This is a genomic window from Anaerolineales bacterium (genome assembly GCA_022866145.1).
GTDB lineage: Bacteria > Chloroflexota > Anaerolineae > Anaerolineales > E44-bin32 > PFL42.
In genome coordinates this window covers 1-18,227 of the sequence record JALHUE010000191.1, presented here as the reverse complement: position 1 = coordinate 18,227, position 18,227 = coordinate 1, and the positions used below count along the sequence as shown (strand labels likewise).

At 62.1% G+C, this 18,227-nt stretch carries 14 protein-coding genes; all 14 read right to left on the bottom strand.

The window, feature by feature from the left end:
• Positions 1-181, bottom strand: a 181-nt coding sequence (locus MUO23_06175) for a hypothetical protein (GenBank protein MCJ7512541.1), incomplete at its 3' end; no start/stop codon positions are given.
• Between the two features lie 40 nt (positions 182-221).
• A complete protein-coding gene (locus MUO23_06170) occupies positions 222-1,337 on the bottom strand; it encodes a hypothetical protein (GenBank protein ID MCJ7512540.1) in 1,116 nt (371 codons plus the stop codon).
• 228 nt (positions 1,338-1,565) lie between these two features.
• Positions 1,566-2,525, bottom strand: a complete 960-nt coding sequence (locus tag MUO23_06165) for an aldo/keto reductase (GenBank protein ID MCJ7512539.1) — start codon at positions 2,523-2,525, stop codon at positions 1,566-1,568.
• A gap of 169 nt (positions 2,526-2,694) precedes the next feature.
• Positions 2,695-4,188 (bottom strand): xylulokinase, encoded by a 1,494-nt coding sequence (xylB, locus tag MUO23_06160; protein ID MCJ7512538.1) that lies wholly within the window; start codon positions 4,186-4,188, stop codon positions 2,695-2,697.
• Positions 4,189-4,194: 6 nt separating this feature from the next.
• Positions 4,195-5,082, bottom strand: a complete 888-nt coding sequence (locus MUO23_06155) for a DUF4380 domain-containing protein (GenBank protein ID MCJ7512537.1) — start codon at positions 5,080-5,082, stop codon at positions 4,195-4,197.
• Positions 5,083-5,113: 31 nt separating this feature from the next.
• Positions 5,114-6,283 (bottom strand): xylose isomerase, encoded by a 1,170-nt coding sequence (gene xylA, locus MUO23_06150; GenBank protein MCJ7512536.1) that lies wholly within the window; start codon positions 6,281-6,283, stop codon positions 5,114-5,116.
• A 58-nt stretch (positions 6,284-6,341) separates the two neighbouring features.
• Positions 6,342-8,663, bottom strand: a complete 2,322-nt coding sequence (locus tag MUO23_06145; GenBank protein MCJ7512535.1) for a glycoside hydrolase family 3 C-terminal domain-containing protein — start codon at positions 8,661-8,663, stop codon at positions 6,342-6,344.
• Between the two features lie 277 nt (positions 8,664-8,940).
• Positions 8,941-10,296, bottom strand: a complete 1,356-nt coding sequence (locus MUO23_06140) for a GH1 family beta-glucosidase (GenBank protein MCJ7512534.1) — start codon at positions 10,294-10,296, stop codon at positions 8,941-8,943.
• A gap of 20 nt (positions 10,297-10,316) precedes the next feature.
• Positions 10,317-12,785: a glycosyl transferase gene (locus MUO23_06135; GenBank protein MCJ7512533.1), complete on the bottom strand. Its 2,469-nt coding sequence runs from the start codon at positions 12,783-12,785 to the stop codon at positions 10,317-10,319.
• A 21-nt stretch (positions 12,786-12,806) separates the two neighbouring features.
• Positions 12,807-13,652 carry a carbohydrate ABC transporter permease gene (locus MUO23_06130; protein ID MCJ7512532.1) on the bottom strand — a complete coding sequence of 282 codons (846 nt, stop codon included), beginning with the start codon at positions 13,650-13,652 and terminating at the stop codon, positions 12,807-12,809.
• On the bottom strand, positions 13,649-14,608 hold the full coding sequence (locus MUO23_06125) for a sugar ABC transporter permease (GenBank protein MCJ7512531.1): 960 nt from the start codon (positions 14,606-14,608) through the stop codon (positions 13,649-13,651). Before MUO23_06125 ends, MUO23_06130 begins: the two co-directional genes overlap by 4 nt.
• Before the next feature lie 121 nt (positions 14,609-14,729).
• A complete protein-coding gene (locus tag MUO23_06120) occupies positions 14,730-16,178 on the bottom strand; it encodes an ABC transporter substrate-binding protein (protein ID MCJ7512530.1) in 1,449 nt (482 codons plus the stop codon).
• A 220-nt stretch (positions 16,179-16,398) separates the two neighbouring features.
• Entirely contained in the window at positions 16,399-17,418 is a 1,020-nt protein-coding gene (locus MUO23_06115; GenBank protein MCJ7512529.1) for a LacI family transcriptional regulator, read from the bottom strand.
• A 591-nt stretch (positions 17,419-18,009) separates the two neighbouring features.
• Positions 18,010-18,210, bottom strand: a complete 201-nt coding sequence (locus tag MUO23_06110) for a hypothetical protein (protein MCJ7512528.1) — start codon at positions 18,208-18,210, stop codon at positions 18,010-18,012.
• Positions 18,211-18,227 lie beyond the last annotated feature (17 nt).

Sequence of the window (18,227 nt, the reverse complement as noted above, 5' to 3'; positions counted from 1 at the left end):
GCACAAATGCCCGGCGTTCTTGTGTGACGTGATCACGAATCGTCCCGCGCAGCACCGGGTGGCGGGCCTCGAGCGCATCCAGGATCGCCCGCTGGGTGACCATGCCGTCCACTTCGAGACCGACTTCGCCCGGAACCCGCGCCAGATTGCGCAGGTGCGCTGGCAGGATGACCCGGATCATCCCTGCGCCTCCTTGGTGGAAGTGATGGTAGGCGCAGGGATCATGGCAGCGTCTGTACCTCGACCGACAGGACCGCAGGCAGATCGCGCACGATCGGCAGCCAGCTGTCCCCGCTGTCGGCGGAGGCGTACACTTGTCCGCCCGTGGTCCCGAAGTACACGCCGCACGGATCCATGGCGTCCACCGCCATGCCGTCGCGAAGCACGTTGACATAGCAGTCCTTCTGCGGCAACCCCTGGGTCAAGGCTTCCCACTCCTCCCCGCCCGTCCGGCTGCGGTACACCCGCAGCTTGCCATCCGGCGGATAGTGCTCGGAGTCGCTCTTGATCGGGACAACGTAGATCGTCTCCGGCTCGTGGGCATGGACATCGATCACGAAGCCGAAATCGCTCGGCAGATTCCCGCTGATTTCGCGCCACGACTCGCCGGCGTCATCGGTGCGCAATACGTCCCAGTGTTTCTGCATGAACAGCACGCTCGGTCGCGCCGGGTGCATGGCGATGCGATGAACGCAGTGGCCCACCTCGGCCTCCGGGTCAGGGAGCTCGTACTGCGACTTCAGCCCATTGTTGATGGGCCGCCAGGTCTCCCCGGCATCGTCGCTGCGGAAGGCTCCTGCAGCCGAGATGGCAATGAACATACGCTGCGGGTTGCCCGGATCCAGCACGATGGTGTGCAGGCCCATTCCCCCGGCGCCCGGCTGCCACATGTCTCCCTTGACACTGCGCAGCCCGGAGAGCTCCTCCCACGTTTGCCCGCCGTCGAGTGACTGAAACAGCGCCGCATCTTCTGCCCCGGCATACAGACGATCCGGATCGGTCAGCGATGGCTCGAGATGCCAGATACGCTTGAACTCCCATGGATGCTGCGTTCCGTCGTACCACTTGTGTGTGCCGGGGACCCCATCGTAGACGAACTTATTGCCTACCGGCTCCCACGTCGAGCCGCCGTCATTCGAGCGATGGATAACCTGCCCGAACCAGTCGTTCGATTGCGCGGCGTAAAGCCGGTTGGGGTCGGCAGGGGATCCTTTGATGTGGTAGATCTCCCAACCGCCGAAATGCGGCCCGTGGACTTCCCATCGCTTCCGCTTCCCGTCCGACGTCAGGACAAATGCGCCCTTCCGAGTTCCCACCAGCACCCGAATGCCGCTCATACGATCGTCCTCCAGGCAACGTTGAACAGGCCCCCCACAGCATCGCCGGCGACATGCGAGTCAGCGACATGCCTTCCCGCGCGAACGGCCAGCACCACCCTGGCCGCTCGGCACGGCCGGCCGCAAGGGAGCCCATTAGGACTAATTCTATCGTATTCTTGGACCTACTAAGAGATGCCGCTCGCCGTTGTTGCGGGCGAACTGAAGGCGGACGTGGATCGCGCCCTGCTAGGCCGGCCAGATCTTTCTTCCGCCCCCCGCAGGGGTAACGCCGTTGATGATCCCCAACTCCTGAGCCGTCAACCGCGGGAGCTGGGCGGCGGCAACGTTTTCCCGCAGTTGGGCGACGGTTTTGGCGCCGGGAATGCTGGTGGCCACGGCCTGATGATGGATACTGAACTGGATCGCCAGCTGGGCCAGGCTTCGGCCATCCGTCAGGGACCGAAGCTTGTCAACCTTCGTGAGGTCTTCCAGAAAGACCTCATGCTCCTCCCGGCTGTCAATCCAACGTCGCCGGAAATCGTTTTCGCCGAATCTAGCCCCCGGGTCGAACTTCCCGGTGAGAAGTCCCATCGCCAGCGGCCCGCGCACGATGACCCCGATGTCCTGCGCCTGGCAGTACGGCAGGATTTCCTGCTCACAGGTCCGATTCAGAAGGCTGTAGTCGATCTGCAGCGTAGCACAGCGGCCATCCGAGTTGAACCGTCGGAGAAACCCATCATCGCTTGTGCTCAGGCCGTAGGCGCGCACCTTGCCGGCCTCCTGAAGGGACTGAAATCCCTCGAGGAACACCTCGACGGTTGGATCCGGGAAGTCAATATGGCGCTGGATGACGTCGATGTGATCCGTCTTGAGCCGCTTGAGGCTGGATTCAACCCCAGCAACGAGTTTGGCGACCGTGTCGTAGGCTGAGCTCCGCCGCTCGCTGTCGAAGTTGATCCAGCCGATCTTGCTCGCCACGATGAACCGGTCGCGGCGGCCTTGCATCGCACGGCCAAGCAGCTCCTCACTGTGACCCTCGCCGTAGGCATCCGCCGTATCGAAGAAGTTGATCCCCGCCTCAAGTGCGGCGTCGATGGTGCTCAGCGAAGCTCCATCATCCGTCGGGCCCCAATCCTGGCCACCGACAGCCCACAACCCCAGCCCGATCACCGAGACCCGAATGCCGCTCTTCCCCAGCCGCCTCATCTCCATGGAATTCTGCTCCTTCTCGATTCAGATTGCCGACGACGCGGTTCGCGGCGGAGATTCGCCCCGAGCCCGGCTCGAGAGCCGGATCGTGCCCGCCTAATGGTCCGACGGTGCCCCAATTCTAGTTAGGCGTGGTTCCGGCCCGTGGACGAAACCCCGATGCGGATCATGATCCCGCAAGCGCGTGGAAAGAAAGCTTCAGGGCTGGGTAGAGCTGCCTGTAGATTGGATAGAGGTCCTGGTAGGCAGCCGCTGCAGCACTCGGTTCCGTGCGCCCCGTGATCTGGATCACTTGGCGACAGGCGCTGGGTACATCGGTGAATGCGCCCGTCCCCGTGGCCGCTAACAAGGCCGCGCCATAGGCGGCACCCTCTTCGGCGTTGACGGTGACCAACTCGGCCTGAAGGACATCGGCGAGGATCTGACGCCAGAGGGTGCTCCTGGCGCCGCCGCCGGCAATGCGAACCTGGGAGATCTCGCCCAGCCCGACGCCTTTCATCAATTCGAAGCAGTCTCGCAGGCCGAAGGCCACGCCCTCCAACACCGACCGGGTCAGCTGCGGCAGGCCGTGGCGAAGGGTCAGGCCGACGAATGCACCGCGGGCAAGCGGGTCCGGGTGCGGCGTTCGCTCGCCGCTCAGATACGGAAGGAACAGCAACCCGTCGCTCCCCGGCGGGACGTCGCCGGCGGGCAAGAGCAAGTTATCGAAGTCCATCCCCGGCGCGAACGTGTCGCGATGCCAGCGCAAGCTCCCCGCGGCCGAGAGCATGACCCCCATCAGGTGCCACTTCCCGGGAACGGCGTGGCAGAAGGCGTGCAGGCGCCCGGCTGCCTCAATTGCGGGCTGATCCGTGGTGGCAAACACAACTCCAGAAGTCCCCAGGCTCAGCGAAACGATCCCCTCTTCAACTGCGCCTGTGCCGACGGCGGCCGCCGCCTGGTCTCCTCCACCGGCCACAATCGGTGTTCCCGCCTGCAGCCCCGTCGCCTCGGCAGCGCTGGAACACACGGCGCCCGTCACGTCCGTGCCCTCGAACGTCTTGGGCAACCATTCCGGCTTGATCTCGAGCGCCTCCAACACTTCAGGCGACCAATTGCGGGCCCTCAGATCGAACAGCAAGGTCCCGGCGCCGTCGGCACGGTCGACGGCGAATTCACCGCTCAACTTGTAGCGAACGTAGTCCTTGGGAAGAAGAATGTGGGCAATCCGCCGGTATACCTCGGGCTCGTGCTCGCGCACCCAAAGGATCTTGGGGGCGGTGAACCCCGTCAGGGCGTCGTTGCCTGTGAGCTGTATCAGTCGCTCTTTCCCGAGGCGCGCTCGAATGTCGTCACATTGCGCTCCCGTGCGTTGATCGTTCCAAAGAATGGCCGGCCGCAGCACGCTGCCATCCGAATCCAACAGCACCAGGCCGTGCATTTGTCCCGTCAGGCCCACCCCCTGGATGTCTTTGGGCGAGGCACCGCCCGAGCCGAGCACCGCACGAATGCTCTTGATCGAGGCCTGCCACCACAGATCCGGGTCCTGCTCGCTCCAGAGCGGTTGCGGGGTTTCGAAGCCATACTCCGAGGAGGCGACGGCGACAGGTTGCCCGCCGTCGTCGATCAGAACCGCCTTCGTCGCCGTTGTCGAAACGTCAATCCCGATCCAGCAGCTCACCGGCATCTATCCCTCTGCGACGACCGAGCGGATTTCCGCCAGGTCGTCCGTCCATCGAACGTCTTGGTGAACCGTCCATGCTTCGACATGCTCGACGCTGGATCCTGGATGAAGCTGCACGACCGGCCCCAGCGTTTCCAGTTCCAGGAAGCGCGGGTCACAATAGCACTCGCTCGAGCTCCCCAGGTCGAGGTACTCCGCCCCTGGACGGAAGGCGGCGCGCTTGACGAACAACGAGCCATCGATCCAGTAGGCCATCCACCCTGCCGGATTGGGGAACCCGATCTTGAGCATGCCATCCCTCATTCTGGCATGAACGAGGATCGTTTCGTTTCCTAGGTCGATGAAGCCACTCTTGAGGTCGGTGTACGGCCAGAGGGCGATCGAGCGATTGGGCAGGACGAGCTTGTTGTCCACCCAACGCGTAGCCTGCGGAAGGACGGCCACGCCACCGGGTCTGAACTGCGTGATCGCCCAGGGCGCTAGGCGGTGCGAATCAGCTCCTCGGTTGGCAACGATATGTCGGACCCAGACCTTCGGCGATCCGCTCGCCAGCCGGATTTCAATCGTCTTCTCAAGGAATATCCTCGGCTGGGCATCCTGGACAAGCCGCACGCCGTCCTCGATCGGCTCGAGGCGCACCGGTGAGTCATCCGGCTGGTAGGTGGTACAGGGGTCCTCGGGCGCGTGCCAGAGGCGATGGCCGCCGTAGAAATGGAACAGGCCGCCGCCGGGGCAATCCAACGTCGCCTGCGGCAGCACAGCAAACAAGTTTTCGCCGGCAGAGGCCTTCAGGGACAGAATCCGCGGCCCGACGGAGACCGTCGCCAGCAGGGACAGGTGCTCATTGGCGATCTCGAGGCAGTCAATTCCGTTGAGCTCAACTCGGTTCATGGACGTTTCACCGATGGCGGAGGTCTCAGGACTAGCGCACGCCCATGATCAGCTCGACGGTCAGTTGATCAAGTCGCTCGTACTTCAAGCCGCGTCCTCCCATCGACTGCCTGTCGAAGGCGAAGGCCTTCAGATCCTTGGCTTTCTTGGCGGAGTAGATGCCGGAGAGTGCATTCATCTCCTCATCCTTGGCCGTGATCTCCGCCAGCAGCGCCTGGATCTCTGCATCTCGTCCGAACTGGGCCGCCTTCGCCTTCAGAATCAGGTAGGTGCGCATGCAGCCTCGTGCAAAGTCTTTGACACCCTCGTAGTCTTCCGTGCGATAAGCGTGTGCGTCGAAGTGGCGGTTGCCTGAATAGCCGTAGTCCTCAAGCAGCTTGACGAGGAAGAAGGCGCTCTTGAGGTTGACCGCACCGAAGCGGAAATCCTGGTCGTACCGGCCGAAGGCCTGATCGTTGAGGTCAATGTGGAAGAGCTTCTGGCGCTCCATGGCCTGGGCCACGCTGTGCACGAAATTGAGCCCGGCCATGTGCTCGTGGGCAACTTCGGGGTTTACGCCGACCATCTCAGGGTGGTCCAGGCTTTCGATGAAGGCCAGCATGTGGCCCGTCGTCGAGTTGTAGATGTCGCCGCGCGGCTCATTGGGTTTTGACTCCAGGGCGAACCTCAAGTCATAGCCCCTGTCGAGGACGTAGGCGCAGAGGAAGTTCATCGCCTCGCGAGTGCGTTTGATGGCCGTGATCGGGTCTTTCGCCGCATCGGTTTCAGTTCCTTCCCGGCCGCCCCAGAAGACGTAGATTGTGGCGCCCAATTCCACGCCCAGATCGATGGCGCGCATCGTCTTCTGAAGGGCATAGGCACGCACGCGAGGGTCATTGGCGCTGAAGGCGCCGTCCTTGAAAGCTGGATCCGAGAACAGGTTAGTGGTGGCCATGGGCACGACGAGCCCCGTCGCTTCTAGCACCTGTTTGAATGCCGCGACGATGTTGTCGCGCTCACTCGGCGTTGCGTCGATCGGCACCAGGTCGTTGTCATGCAGGTTGACACCGTAGGCCCCGACCTCGGCCAGCATGTGCACCAGCTCGGCCGGCGACAGGGGCGAACGGACGGGCTCGCCAAAGGGGTCGCGGCCGGTGTTGCCGACCGTCCACAGGCCGAAGGTGAACTTGTGTTCGGGCTTCGGTTCATATCCGTCATGCATGAGGTAGCTCCCTGGGTCAAACATGGATACGCCGCCCTGAGCGCGGCTCCGTGCCGGGCTAGGGTTCAATCTCGACCGGGCAGGCGAAGACCCGGTTCTCGATCGGCATGACATCCGGGCCTACAATCTCGAACTCACCCTGCAGGCGGATATCCTCCGACGAGCTTCCGATCATGACCAGGATCCTGCCGGGTTCAATCACCAGCTTCATCGCGCTTGAAATGAAACCCAATTGGTCTATGGGCAGATCGAATCGAATCGTCTTGCGTTCACCCGGTCTGAGCTCCACGCGCGCGAATCCCATGAGCTGCTTAACCGGCCGCGGCACACTCGCAAACTCGTCCCGGACATACAGCTGGACGACCTCTTCCCCGGCTCTCCGGCCGGTGTTCGTCACCGCGACGCAGATCGCGACCCGCTCACCAGCCGTTGCCTGAGCCGGGCTGATCGACAGACTGCCATACTCGAAGGTGGTGTAGCTCAGGCCGTGACCGAAAGGATAGAGCGGCGCGGCTTTCTCGGCGACGTAGTCGACATACCAATTGGAGCGCATCCCCGAGGGCTTGTGGTTGTATGTCAATGGAACCTGACCGACTGCGCGCGGGAAGGTGATCGGGAGTTTGCCGCCGGGGTTGGTCTCGCCGAACAGAACCTCCGCCACCGCCCCCCCTCCTTCTTCGCCCGGCAGCCAGGCCTCCAGAATCGCATTCATGTGTTCTGCCAACCACGGGACAGCCAGCGGACGCCCATTGATCAACACCAAAACGATCGGCTTGCCGGCCTCCAAAAGCCTACGGGCCAGCTCTTCCTGGACAGGCGGAAGCCTGAGATCGGCGCTGTCGCGCGTCTCGCCGGTCGTGCAGGAAGGGACCAAGCCCGATCGTTCGCCGAGGGCCAGGATGATCACATCCGCCGCCTCGGCGATCGCAAGGGCCTTCGCCAAGCCCTCTGGCTCGCCATCGAGTAGACCGCAACCTGGCGCGAAGAGAACCTTGGTCTCGGGCGGAACGATCGCCTTGATCCCCTGCAGGATCGTGACAACCCGAATGTCGTCCTGGGCCAGGGAGGCCGCATCGAGGCCGACAAATGACGACCCTTCGGGGGCTTGCAGGGTCATCAGTTCCACCACCGCGGCATACGAGTAGCCTCCCAGCTGGTTGCGACCGGTATCCCCATGGGGGCCGATCACAGCCAGAGTCTGCCCGGTCTTCTTGAGCGGCAAGATGCCATCGTTCTTCAGCAGGACCAGGCTCTGGCCGGCAATCTGGCGGGCAAGCTGCCGGTTGGCCGGCGTCTCGAAGGTTTCGGCCACGCCCTCCTCGGAGACGTACGGGTTGTCCAGCAGACCCAGCTCCACCTTCAACTGGAGATGCCGCCGCACAGCGTTGTCGACGAGCTCCAGCGAGATGGCGCCTGCCTCGAGTGCGTCTTTCAATGGATCGCCATAACAGAGCAGTGTGGGCAGCTCCACATCGATTCCGGCATGCAGGGCCATGCTCGCCGCCCTCGACAGATCGGCGGCGGCATGGTGGTAGTTGTGGATCATCGTCACGCTTTCGTAGTCCGACACGACGGGTCCTTCGAAGCCGAGCTGGTCGCGCAGCAGCTCGGTGAGGATCCGGCGAGAGGCCGCCACGATCTCACCATCGACTTCGGGATAGGCGTTCATGATCGCCGCCAACCCCGCATCCCGAATGGCGGCCTGGAAGGGAATGAGGTAGACATCCTGCAGTTCGCGCATGCCGAGATGGACAGGGCCGCAGTTCTGCCCACCCTGGGAGAGGCTGTGCCCGATGAAGTGCTTGCCAGTTGCAGCCACACCCCTGGCCAGGTTGTCGCTCTGGAGACCGCGGATGTAGGCCATCCCGAAGTGGGCGGTCAGGGTTGGGTCCTCGCCGAAGGTCTCTTCGGTGCGACCCCAGCGGGCATCGAATGCCAGGTCCAGGACAGGCCCCAGGACCAGGCGCGCCCCGATGGCAAGGAGCTGATCCCGGATCGCACGGGTCATTGCTTCGGCGAGCGCAGGACGGAAAGTCGCAGCCAGGCCGAGCATTTGCGGGTACATCGTCCCGCCAAGAACCATGGCCCCGCAACAGCTCTCTTCATGCAAGATTGCGGGTATACCCAAGCGCGTGTGCTCAATCAGGTACTTCTGAATGCGGTTGCCGGCTCTTGCGATCCCGACCGGGGGAAGCGTGGAAGCGCCGCCCGGGCGCGTGATTTGACCGATGCCTTCTTTGAGGCGGGCGCCGAGCTTGACGGGATCGAGCTCCCCGTGGGTTTGAAGCTCGAAGAACCAGCAGGAACCCATCTGAGCAAGCTTCTCGTCCAGGGTCATCTGCGACAGCAGGATTTCGATGCGCCTATTGGCTGACGTCATATCCCCTCTCGATCAAGTTCCCAAGATTCATTCTGAAGAACCAACTGCCGGGAGAAGCTGCGCCCCAGCTCTGAGCCATGACTTCCGGCAGTCCTTCTGCCCGTGGTTCCGAATCAGATCGCTGGCCTTCAACCGGCTCTCACCCCACCACCGCTCGAGCTGCGGCCTGCCCCGCATGTTGGGTTTGCCTGGGGCGAACCGCACTCCCGGCTGACTGAGCTAGGGAGCCGGCCCGCTTTCGCCAGCCGCTCAAGCGAGCATGACAACCTAGAGAACATCAGCCTCCCAAGCCAGCGCCATTCTCAAGGATCACTTGGCGGTACCAGGCTGCACTTGCCTTTGGGATGCGCTGTTGTGTTCGGTAGTCGACATACACGATTCCGAAGCGCTTGGAGTACCCGAAGCTCCACTCAAAGTTGTCCAGCAGCGACCAGACAAAGTACCCCTTCACCGGGACACCACTGGCGATAGCCCGTTGGACCATCAGCAGATGGTGTTTGATGTACGACAGACGGGCGGGATCGTTCACCCTGCCGTCTTGGGCAAGTGCATCCGGGAAGGCTGCACCGTTCTCGGTGACATAGATCGAAGGAAAGCCATAGCCGAAATGCAGCCGGCCCAAGGTATCGTAGAGTCCCTGGGGGTAGACCTCCCAGCCCATTTCGGTCAGCTCGTCGCCCGGAACAACGGTGCGCCGCAGGTTTTCCGCTTCGCTGAGATCTCTCGATCGAACAATGTTGCGGGTGTAGTAGTTGGCGCCCAGCAAGTCAATGGGCTCGGCAATCGTTCTCATGTCGCCGTCTTGAACGAAATCCAGGGCGTCCCCAAAGCTGGCGACCATGTCCCGCGGATAGTCTCGTCCGACCAGAGGGTCGAGGAACCAGCGGTTGATGGAGCCATCCACCCAAGTGGATTCTCTCCGATCGGCGGCGCTGGGGGAGGCCGGTTCTTGGGGAGTCAGATTCAGGGCAATCCCCACGGATGCGCCCGGGCAATTGGCCCGGATGACGGGCACAGCCCGTCCATGAGCGAGGAGCAAATGGTGAGCGGCCGCCAAGGCCTCCTTCCGATCGGTGTGCCCGGGCGCATGTCGCCCGTCTCGGTAGCCCACGAAGGCGCTGACCCAGGGTTCATTCACCGTGATCCAGTGTTCCACACGGTCTCCGAGGGAGCGGCCCATGATGTCCGCGAACTCGGCGAAGGCATCCACCACCGTCCGCGCCGGCCAGCCGCCTTGATCCTGTAAGGGCTGGGGCAAGTCCCAGTGGTACAGGGTCACATAGGGCGCTATCCCCGCGTCCAGGAGCGCATCGACCAACTTGCTGTAGAAGCCGAGCCCGCCTTGATTCACCGCACCGCGCCCATCCGGCAGGATGCGCGGCCAGGAGATGGAGAAGCGATAGGCTTTCAGGCCGAGGGCCTTCATCAGGGCAACATCTTCACGCCAGCGGTGGTAGTGATCGCAGGCGACATCTCCCGTGTCCCCATTGACTACGTTTCCCGGGGCATGGCTGAAGCGATCCCAGATGCTCTCGCCTTTGCCATCCTCATTCCATCCGCCTTCGATCTGGTAGGATGCCGTCGCGGCGCCCCAGATGAAGTCCCGCGGGAAAGCCCCTGCTCCATCACTCATGGCCAATCACTCATGGCCATTCACTCTTGACCCAGCCAAGCCACGACCTGGACACTTGATACACCCTGTGGGGGCAGCGGAATCACCGTTCCGTTCAGTGGCCTGCCATCCACTTCCAGCTGGACTGCATTCCCCGGGCCCTTTCGCTTCACCTGGATCGCGTAGCGGGCTCCCCGGAAGGAACGCTCGGCCTCAAAGCCATCCCAGCTCGAAGGGATCACGGGTGTGATCCGCAGGCCCTCGTAGGTGGGACGGATGCCCAGGATCCATTGGGTGATGGCGACGTAGTTCCAGGCTGCGGTGCCCGTCAACCAGGAGTTCTTGGCTTCGCCGAAGGTGGGGGCATCTCTGCCGGCGATCATCTGGGCGTAGACGTAGGGCTCGCACCGGTGGATGTCACTGATTTGCTCGCGCGCCGACGGATTGATGCGCAGGTAGTAATCGTGGGCCCTGTCCCCCCGCCCAACCATCGCCTCGGCGATCATGATCCATGGATTCGTATGACAGAAGACGCCGGCGTTCTCCTTGTACCCCGGAGGATAGGACGAGATCTCGCCCAGGTGCAGGTAGTACTTGTGGAAGGCTGGCTGCTGCAGGACGATCCCGTGCGGCGTCGCCAGCTGGTCGGCGACGGAGTCCAGAGCCTGCCGCGCCCGGCCGTCGTCTAAGCCCAAGCCTGCCATCACACAGATACCCTGCGGCTCGATGAAGATCCGGCCTTCATCATTCTCCTTCGACCCGAGTGGCCGGCCAGAGTCGTCGTAGGCCCGGCGAAACCACTCACCATCCCAACCCGCAAAACCGATCGCTGCCTCCATCTTCTGGGTGGCTGTCGAGCACAACTCAGCCAGCCCGGCCTCGCCCAGCCGGGTAGCGATCTCGCCCATTTCCTTGGCGGCCAGCACAAACAACCCTGCGATGAAGACGCTTTCCGCCACATGCCCGTCTCGGTTGGTCGTGGTTTGAAACGGCTGTCCGGGCACGTCCGAGAAGCAGTTCAGGTTTAGGCAGTCATTCCAGTCGGCGCGGCCGATCAGGGGCAAACCATGCGGCCCCAGTCGGTCGAGCGTGTACTGGATCGAACGGCGCAAATGCTCGAGGAGGCGTTCCTCGGTCGCCGGCTGGTTGTCATAGACAACAGGAACTTGGAGAATGCCCCAGTCGTCCGTCTCCTTCAGGTAGGCCGACACCGACAACACCAGCCAGAGCGGATCATCATTGAACCCGCTGCCGATGTCGTTGTTGCCGCGTTTGGTCAGCGGCTGGTACTGGTGGTAGGCCCCCCCACTGGGCAACTGGGTCGCCGCCAAATCCAAGATGCGCTCCCGGGCCCGCGCCGGGGAGAACTGCACGAAACCTAGCAGATCCTGGTTCGAGTCGCGAAAGCCCATGCCGCGCCCGATTCCGGACTCGAAGTAGGAAGCCGATCGCGACAGGTTGAAGGTGATCATCACCTGGTAGGCGTTCCAGATATTCACCATGCGGTTGGTGTGTGGATCCGGCGTGACCACCTGGAGGGTGTTCAAGCTACTCGTCCAGTAGAGACGCAACGCTTGGAACGCGCTTTCGACGACCTCTGGCTTGAGGTACTTCCCGATCGTCGGCAAGACCCGGCGCTTGTCGGCGACCTGGGATTCGGGATCCTCGAATTTCTCGCCGACCGGGTTCTCGTGGTATCCCAGGAGGAAGATGACTTTCTTCTGCTGACCCGGCTCCAATTCCGCCTTGAGATGCAGTGCCCCTATCGGCTGCCATCCATGCGCAATCGAGCCGGACAACTCGCCCGCCTCCACGGCGGCCGGCGAATCCCAACCCCGATACGCTCCCAGGAAGGCTTCGCGCTGAGTGTCGAATCCGATCACAGGCTCAGAACAGGCCAGGTAGGCGAAGTGGTTGCGTCGCTCGCGATACTCCGTCTTGTGGTAGATGACTCCGTCGGCGACTTCAACCTCACCGACGGAGTAGTTGCGTTGGTAGTTGGTGGCGTCGTCGTGAGCATCCCAGAGATTGAACTCCACGGCGGCGATTGCCGACAATTGCGCTCGCTGCGGGCGATGATTGGTGAGCGTCAGCTCCCAGACTTCGAGGGTCTCGCCCAGCGGGACGAAATAGCGGGTGCAACATTCGATTCCGGCCGCCGAGGAACGGATGCTGGTATATCCCATACCATGCCGACACTCATATGTATCCAACGGCATTCGCATCGGCTGCCATGACGGTGTCCAGAAGCGGGGGCCCGCCAGGCGATCCTGGGCGTCGTCGTCGCGCAGATAGAGGAAGCGCCCGTTCGAGTCCGGTGGAACGTTGTTGTAGCGATAGCGGGTCAGTCGCCGCAGCCGGGCATCTTTGTAGAAGGAGTACCCACCGCCGGTATTGGAGATGAGGCCGAAGAACTCGTCGCTGCCAAGGTAGTTGATCCACGGCAGGGGCGGATCCGGCCGGTCGAGCACGTATTCCTGCTTCTGGTCGTCGAAGTGACCATACCGCATAGAGCCTCGTTTCAGATCCCCCTATTCCTTCATAGCACCCATGGCAATCCCGCTGATGATGTACCGCGCAAAGAACACGTACATGACGATGATCGGCACAACGGTGATCGCCAGCCCCAGGTAGATGGCGCCGTACTCGGTCCGATACACATCGCCGCGCAAGGTTTGCACCAACATTGGCAGCGTGTACTTCTCGAGCGACGAGATCAGGATGAAAGCATTGAAGAAGTTGTTCCAGGCAGCGACAAAGGCGAAGATGCCCAAGGTCGCCGCGCCGGGGATCGCCAGCGGCATCATCACCCGATGAAAGATCCCCAGCTCACTCGCCCCGTCGATCCGGGCGGCATCGATCAGCTCACGGACGACAACCGACTCCAGGTATTGCTTGGCAAAGAAGACCGCCCCGGCGCTGGCGACGAGCGGCAGAATGAGGGAAGCGTAGTTGTCAGTGAGTCCCAAGCGCGACATATACTGGAAGAAGCCCACGATCGAGAACTGCATGGGGATCAGCACCAACAGAATGACGAAGCTCATGAACAGGTTCCTGCCCTTGAAGTCATAGATCACTATGCCGTAGGCCGTCAGGAAGCCGAAATACACCGCCACAACCGTCGAGGCGACCGCCACAAACAGGCTGTTGGCGAAGCCTCTCCCCATGTTGATGCCCTTGCTTTCCAGGATCCGGAAGTTCTCCAGCAAGTGTGTGCTGGGCAGCGCACTCACTCCCTGCTGGATCTCCGTGGTCGAACGGGTGGCATTCACGATCAGCAGCCAGATGGGGATAATGGTGATCACCAGCAGCAAGATCAGAACGCCATACACGATCACCCGCATGCTGTAGGTGCCGAGTCTGTAACGACTGATCATGCTGGCTGTCTACCCTTCCCAGGCGGGCTGGCAGGGGCAGTTTCTGGGACGGCCGTGGCCTTGCCTTCCCGGTCGCGCAGGAAGTAGAAGATCCCCAGGGCGCACACCGTGGTCATGATGAACACCAGCACTCCGACCGACGAGGCGAAGGCAATGTGCCCCTTGCTGCTGGAGAACTTCAGATACATCAGGATGTTGTTCGTCATGATCGAGCTAGCCGGAGAGCCTCTGCCATCTGTCAATAGAAACGGAATGTCGAACATCGTCATCCCGCCCACCAGCGAAGTGACGAAGACGAAGATCAGGATCGGCTTCAACAACGGCAGCGTGATCTGGGTAAACATCTGCCCGGCCGATGCGCCATCCACCATGGCCGCTTCGAAGAGGTGGATGGGGATGGCGGTCATGCCGGCCATGATGATGATTGTTGTCCAGCCGAACCACGTCCACCATTGGATGAACACCAGCAGGCCGCGGGTGGTGGCGATCTTCTGCAAGTAGTGAATGGCCTCGCTCTGCAGCCCGGCCGTGACCATGAGTTGATTGGCGGGGCCGTAGTAGGAGAACAGGCTGAAGAACAGGGCCGCCACTGCAGCCGGCATCAGCAAGTTCGGCAAGAAGAACAATGTCCGCCACATGCCGACCGCTCGGATCTTCAGCCGGATGTTCATGAACCAGGCGGAAAGCAGCAAGGCGATGCCGATCTGGGGGATGAAGTTCAGCAACCAGATCAACCACGAATTGGTGACGGCCTTCATGAAGAAGTCGTCGGCAAACAGGCGCTTGAAATTCTCGAGGCCGATGAAATGCGCCTCACGCGTCATCATAGTCGTATTGGTCAGACTCAATGCCAGCGTGTTGTAGACCGGATAGAGTCCGAAGAGAAGAAAGCCAATGATGAAGGGAGCAATGAAGAGATAACCATAGGAGGTGGTGCTCAATCTACCTGTTCGCATGGCTATTCCTCGCCAGATGACGAATCCAAGACTATGATGGTATTCGGCGACGCCCAAAAAAGCCAGCGTGGGTCAGTGCACGCGAACGCACACTGACCCACGACGCTGTGAGCGGACCCTGCTACCCGGTGACGGGCGGCTCAGGAATGGTCAGCTCGGGGAACAGGTTCTGAACGGCATCCAGCCACTGCTGCCAGAACTCGGCTTCCGTGATGTCGCCGAGGAGGTAGCTGGCGAGCGGGTCATTCATCGCCCGCTGAATGGCATCATCCGATCCGGTCATCAGGGCGCCGTTGACCTTGGGCGCTGCTTTCCCGAAAGCTTCGTAGTTGTTCTGTCCACCCAACCAGTCGTACAGGGCGGATCCGTCAAACTCCGGCGTGATCTTCTCAACTACCACCTGGCTGGAGACGAAGTCCCCGGGCGCCTGCTTCTGGTCTTCGGGCGTCTCGGGATCGATCGCCTTGAGGTACTCGTTGGTGTAGACACCGGTCGCCCAGTTGGTCAGGTTCTCCTCGTCGAGGGCGACGAACTTGATGAACTCCTTGGCCATATCCAGGTTCGGGCTGTCGGCCATGGCGCCGACCCAGGTGCCGCCCCACTGGTAGGCCATTGGACCATCGATCAAGGCCCAGTCACCGCCGGTCTCGCCGGAGTTCGGCTGGAGCACATAGGGCAGGCCCCAGGTCGGCAGGAAGTAGCTGAAGACCCGAACCGGGTTGCCTTCGGCATCCTTCAGCGTGTCGCTCATCCCGGCGAACCAGCCCTCGGTCCACTGGGTCGCCTGGGACTCATACCCATTGTCCCGCATGAGCTTGGCGAAGGCCACGTACTCCTCGACCTTGGGGTCGATGACCAGGGTGTCATCGACAACCCACGGCTGTGCGCGGTTCGCCAGGAACGGGTTGAACAGCTCGGCCGAGGTGCCGACCATGAAGGTCTTGCCGGCCGAGCATTCCTTGATCTTGGCGGCCGTCTCAACGAACTTGTCGAGGTCGGCCACCATGGCCTGCACGGCGGCCGGATCGTCCGTTCCCAGGCACTCCTTGGCAATGCTGCGGCGGTAGAAGAAGCCGCCCGGGGTTGCCTGATACGAGAACCCCTTCGACACGCCTTCGTTCGCGCCCACCTGGACGACTGCCGGGAAGGTCTTCAGCTCTTCCGTCAGCGGAAGAAGGTCGTTCAGATCCGCCAGGAAATCAGCTTCCACCCATTCCTTGACGAATGCCGCTTCCAGGGCGACGACGTCAGGCACATCAGCGGTCCCAAGGGACGCCTTCAGCTTCGTCTGGTACTCGCCGTTGGTCATGGGGATCATGGTGTAGACAACATCCACATCGGGATGCTTGCCTTCGAAAGCAGTCGCCATGGTCTTGATTTCGTTGGTGAACGACCAGACGTTGAGCACTTCCTTCTCGGCTGGCGCTGCCGGAGCGGCGGTGGGCTGCTCGGCCGGCGCTGCGGGTGCTTCCGTCGGCGCAGGGGCTTCAGTGGCGGCGCCGCCACAGGCCGTCAGGACCATAGACGCGGCCACCAGCAGGCTTACAAGTAGCAGGAGTGACTTACGCATTTCCCTTCCCCTCCTAGAGTGGGATTCGATCGGCTGTGCTTCGGTGTGTGTGGAGTGATCTCCGCACACTGTCGCAGGTCTTCCTTCGTCTCCACACGGCGAAGAGAGGATCTGCACGTTTCCATTAGGTTGTCTCGACACTCACCTCCTTCCGTTTGGGCTGCTCCCGTTCGCCTACCGGGAGAAAACAACGACCCTGCCAGTCCCAGTTCGACCTCAATTAGCCAGGCTCCGTCCGGGGCCGGCAGGAAGTGCGTTCCACCAGCTGCGTGGGCATCTTGTGCACGCGTTTCACCAGGGGCTCCTTGTCGATCAACTTGGCGAGCATCTGGACCGCGATGTAGCCCATCTGCTCGAGGAACTGGTCCACCGTGGTCAGCCCCATATACCTGGCTTCTGGGATGTTGTCGAACCCCACGACGGAGCAATCCTCCGGGATGCGCACCCCCGCTTCGCTGGCGGCCAGGAACACGCCGATAGCCGACTGATCGTTTGCGGCGAAGATCGCGGTGGGCGGTTCCTTCAGTGAGAAGAGCTGGAGAGCGCACTTGCGGCCGGTCTCGGTGGAGAAATCCCCGGCAACCACCAACCGCTCGTCCGGCTCGATCCCTGCCTTCGCCAGCGCGTCCCGAAACCCCTTGAGACGACGCTGACCGCTCCCGATTTCGGCTCTGCCGGTGATGAAGCCGATTCGGCGATGCCCCAGGCGCAACAAGTACTCCATGGCTTGGATGGCGCCTTCGTAGTTCGTCCCCTGAACGTAGGGGTAGTTCGGATTGTTGCCATGAGGATCCACCGAGACGATGGGGGCTTCGGAAACGAAATCCGCCGCGGCAGAGGCAACGATGATCACGCCGTCGGCAATCGAGTTGTTCAGCAGGGAGATATAGTGCTGTTCATGTAACGCCGCACCGCTCTTCTTCACGTCCCCTGTGGTGTAAAGCAACAGGTCGAACGTCGACTCGGCGATCGCCCGATTGATCCCCTTCATGATTTCGATCGAATAGGGAAACCCGATGTCGGGCACGACGAGCCCGATCAGGTTCTTTCTGCGGCTACGCATGCTGCGCGCTGCCAGGTTCGAGGTGTAGCCCAGTTCACCGATGACAGCCAGGACGCGTTGCTGCGTGTCGTCCGCCACGTCGACCCGCGCGTTCAATACCCGCGAGACCGTGGAGATCGACACCCCCGCCGCTTTTGCCACATCGGTGATGCTTGCAGATCGTCTGGTGGTCTTCATTCCCGCGCTTCCGAGAAGGATACCGGGAACGTTACCGGAGCTACCTCATTCTTGCACGATTTGCTGGCGCTGTCAACTCCCTCGGCGAGGGACTGTCGCCGTGAATGGCAGTCTTCCAAGAGAAATCGAAACAAAGGCCGATCTTCCTTGCTGCTATGGCCCCGCGAACAGTGGGGCAGCGATATTGGCCATTTCCTATCCAATACCAACCCCCCTCCGCCAGCCTGTGCGTCGAGGCTCCACCCCCGTGACGGCCTTCAGTCGCGGGGTCCTCTGCCGACAGCACAAGCGCTCTTTCGGGGTCTTGAGCTGGCGGCCAGTCAGGGATCCTTTTGCCTGGCGCCGCCGATGCCCTTGGCAGCTTTTCGAATAGGGGCGAATCGTGAGCCTCAGGGAGAGGGCTTGCTTCCGCGATCAGGAGGGACGACTTTGGCGGACTCTTTGATCCGGGGAGACTTGGCGGCACGCACCGGCCTGGGAGGCGGCAGGTTCATTGGCTTGATCCGCCCACCAACTCCCTTCGACATCCACGCCCTAGCAGGTGATCCGCCCCCAGCGCTCGGGTTGCCTATGGATGGGCCCGGTGGCGATCTAGACCTCACCACCCTCAGGGCGCAACACCTTCGCCAGACCCTCCGCCCAGGCACGGATCGCCGGCCAGTTCCGCCGATCCCCGGCGGGCGTTCTGAGCACGACCATGACGAACATCACGGCATACCACTTGAGCCGGCCGTACTCCAGCTGTCCGCCGAAGACTCCCACCGACACCGGCCGGGCCTGGACGGGCAGCATGCAGAACCGGCCTCAAG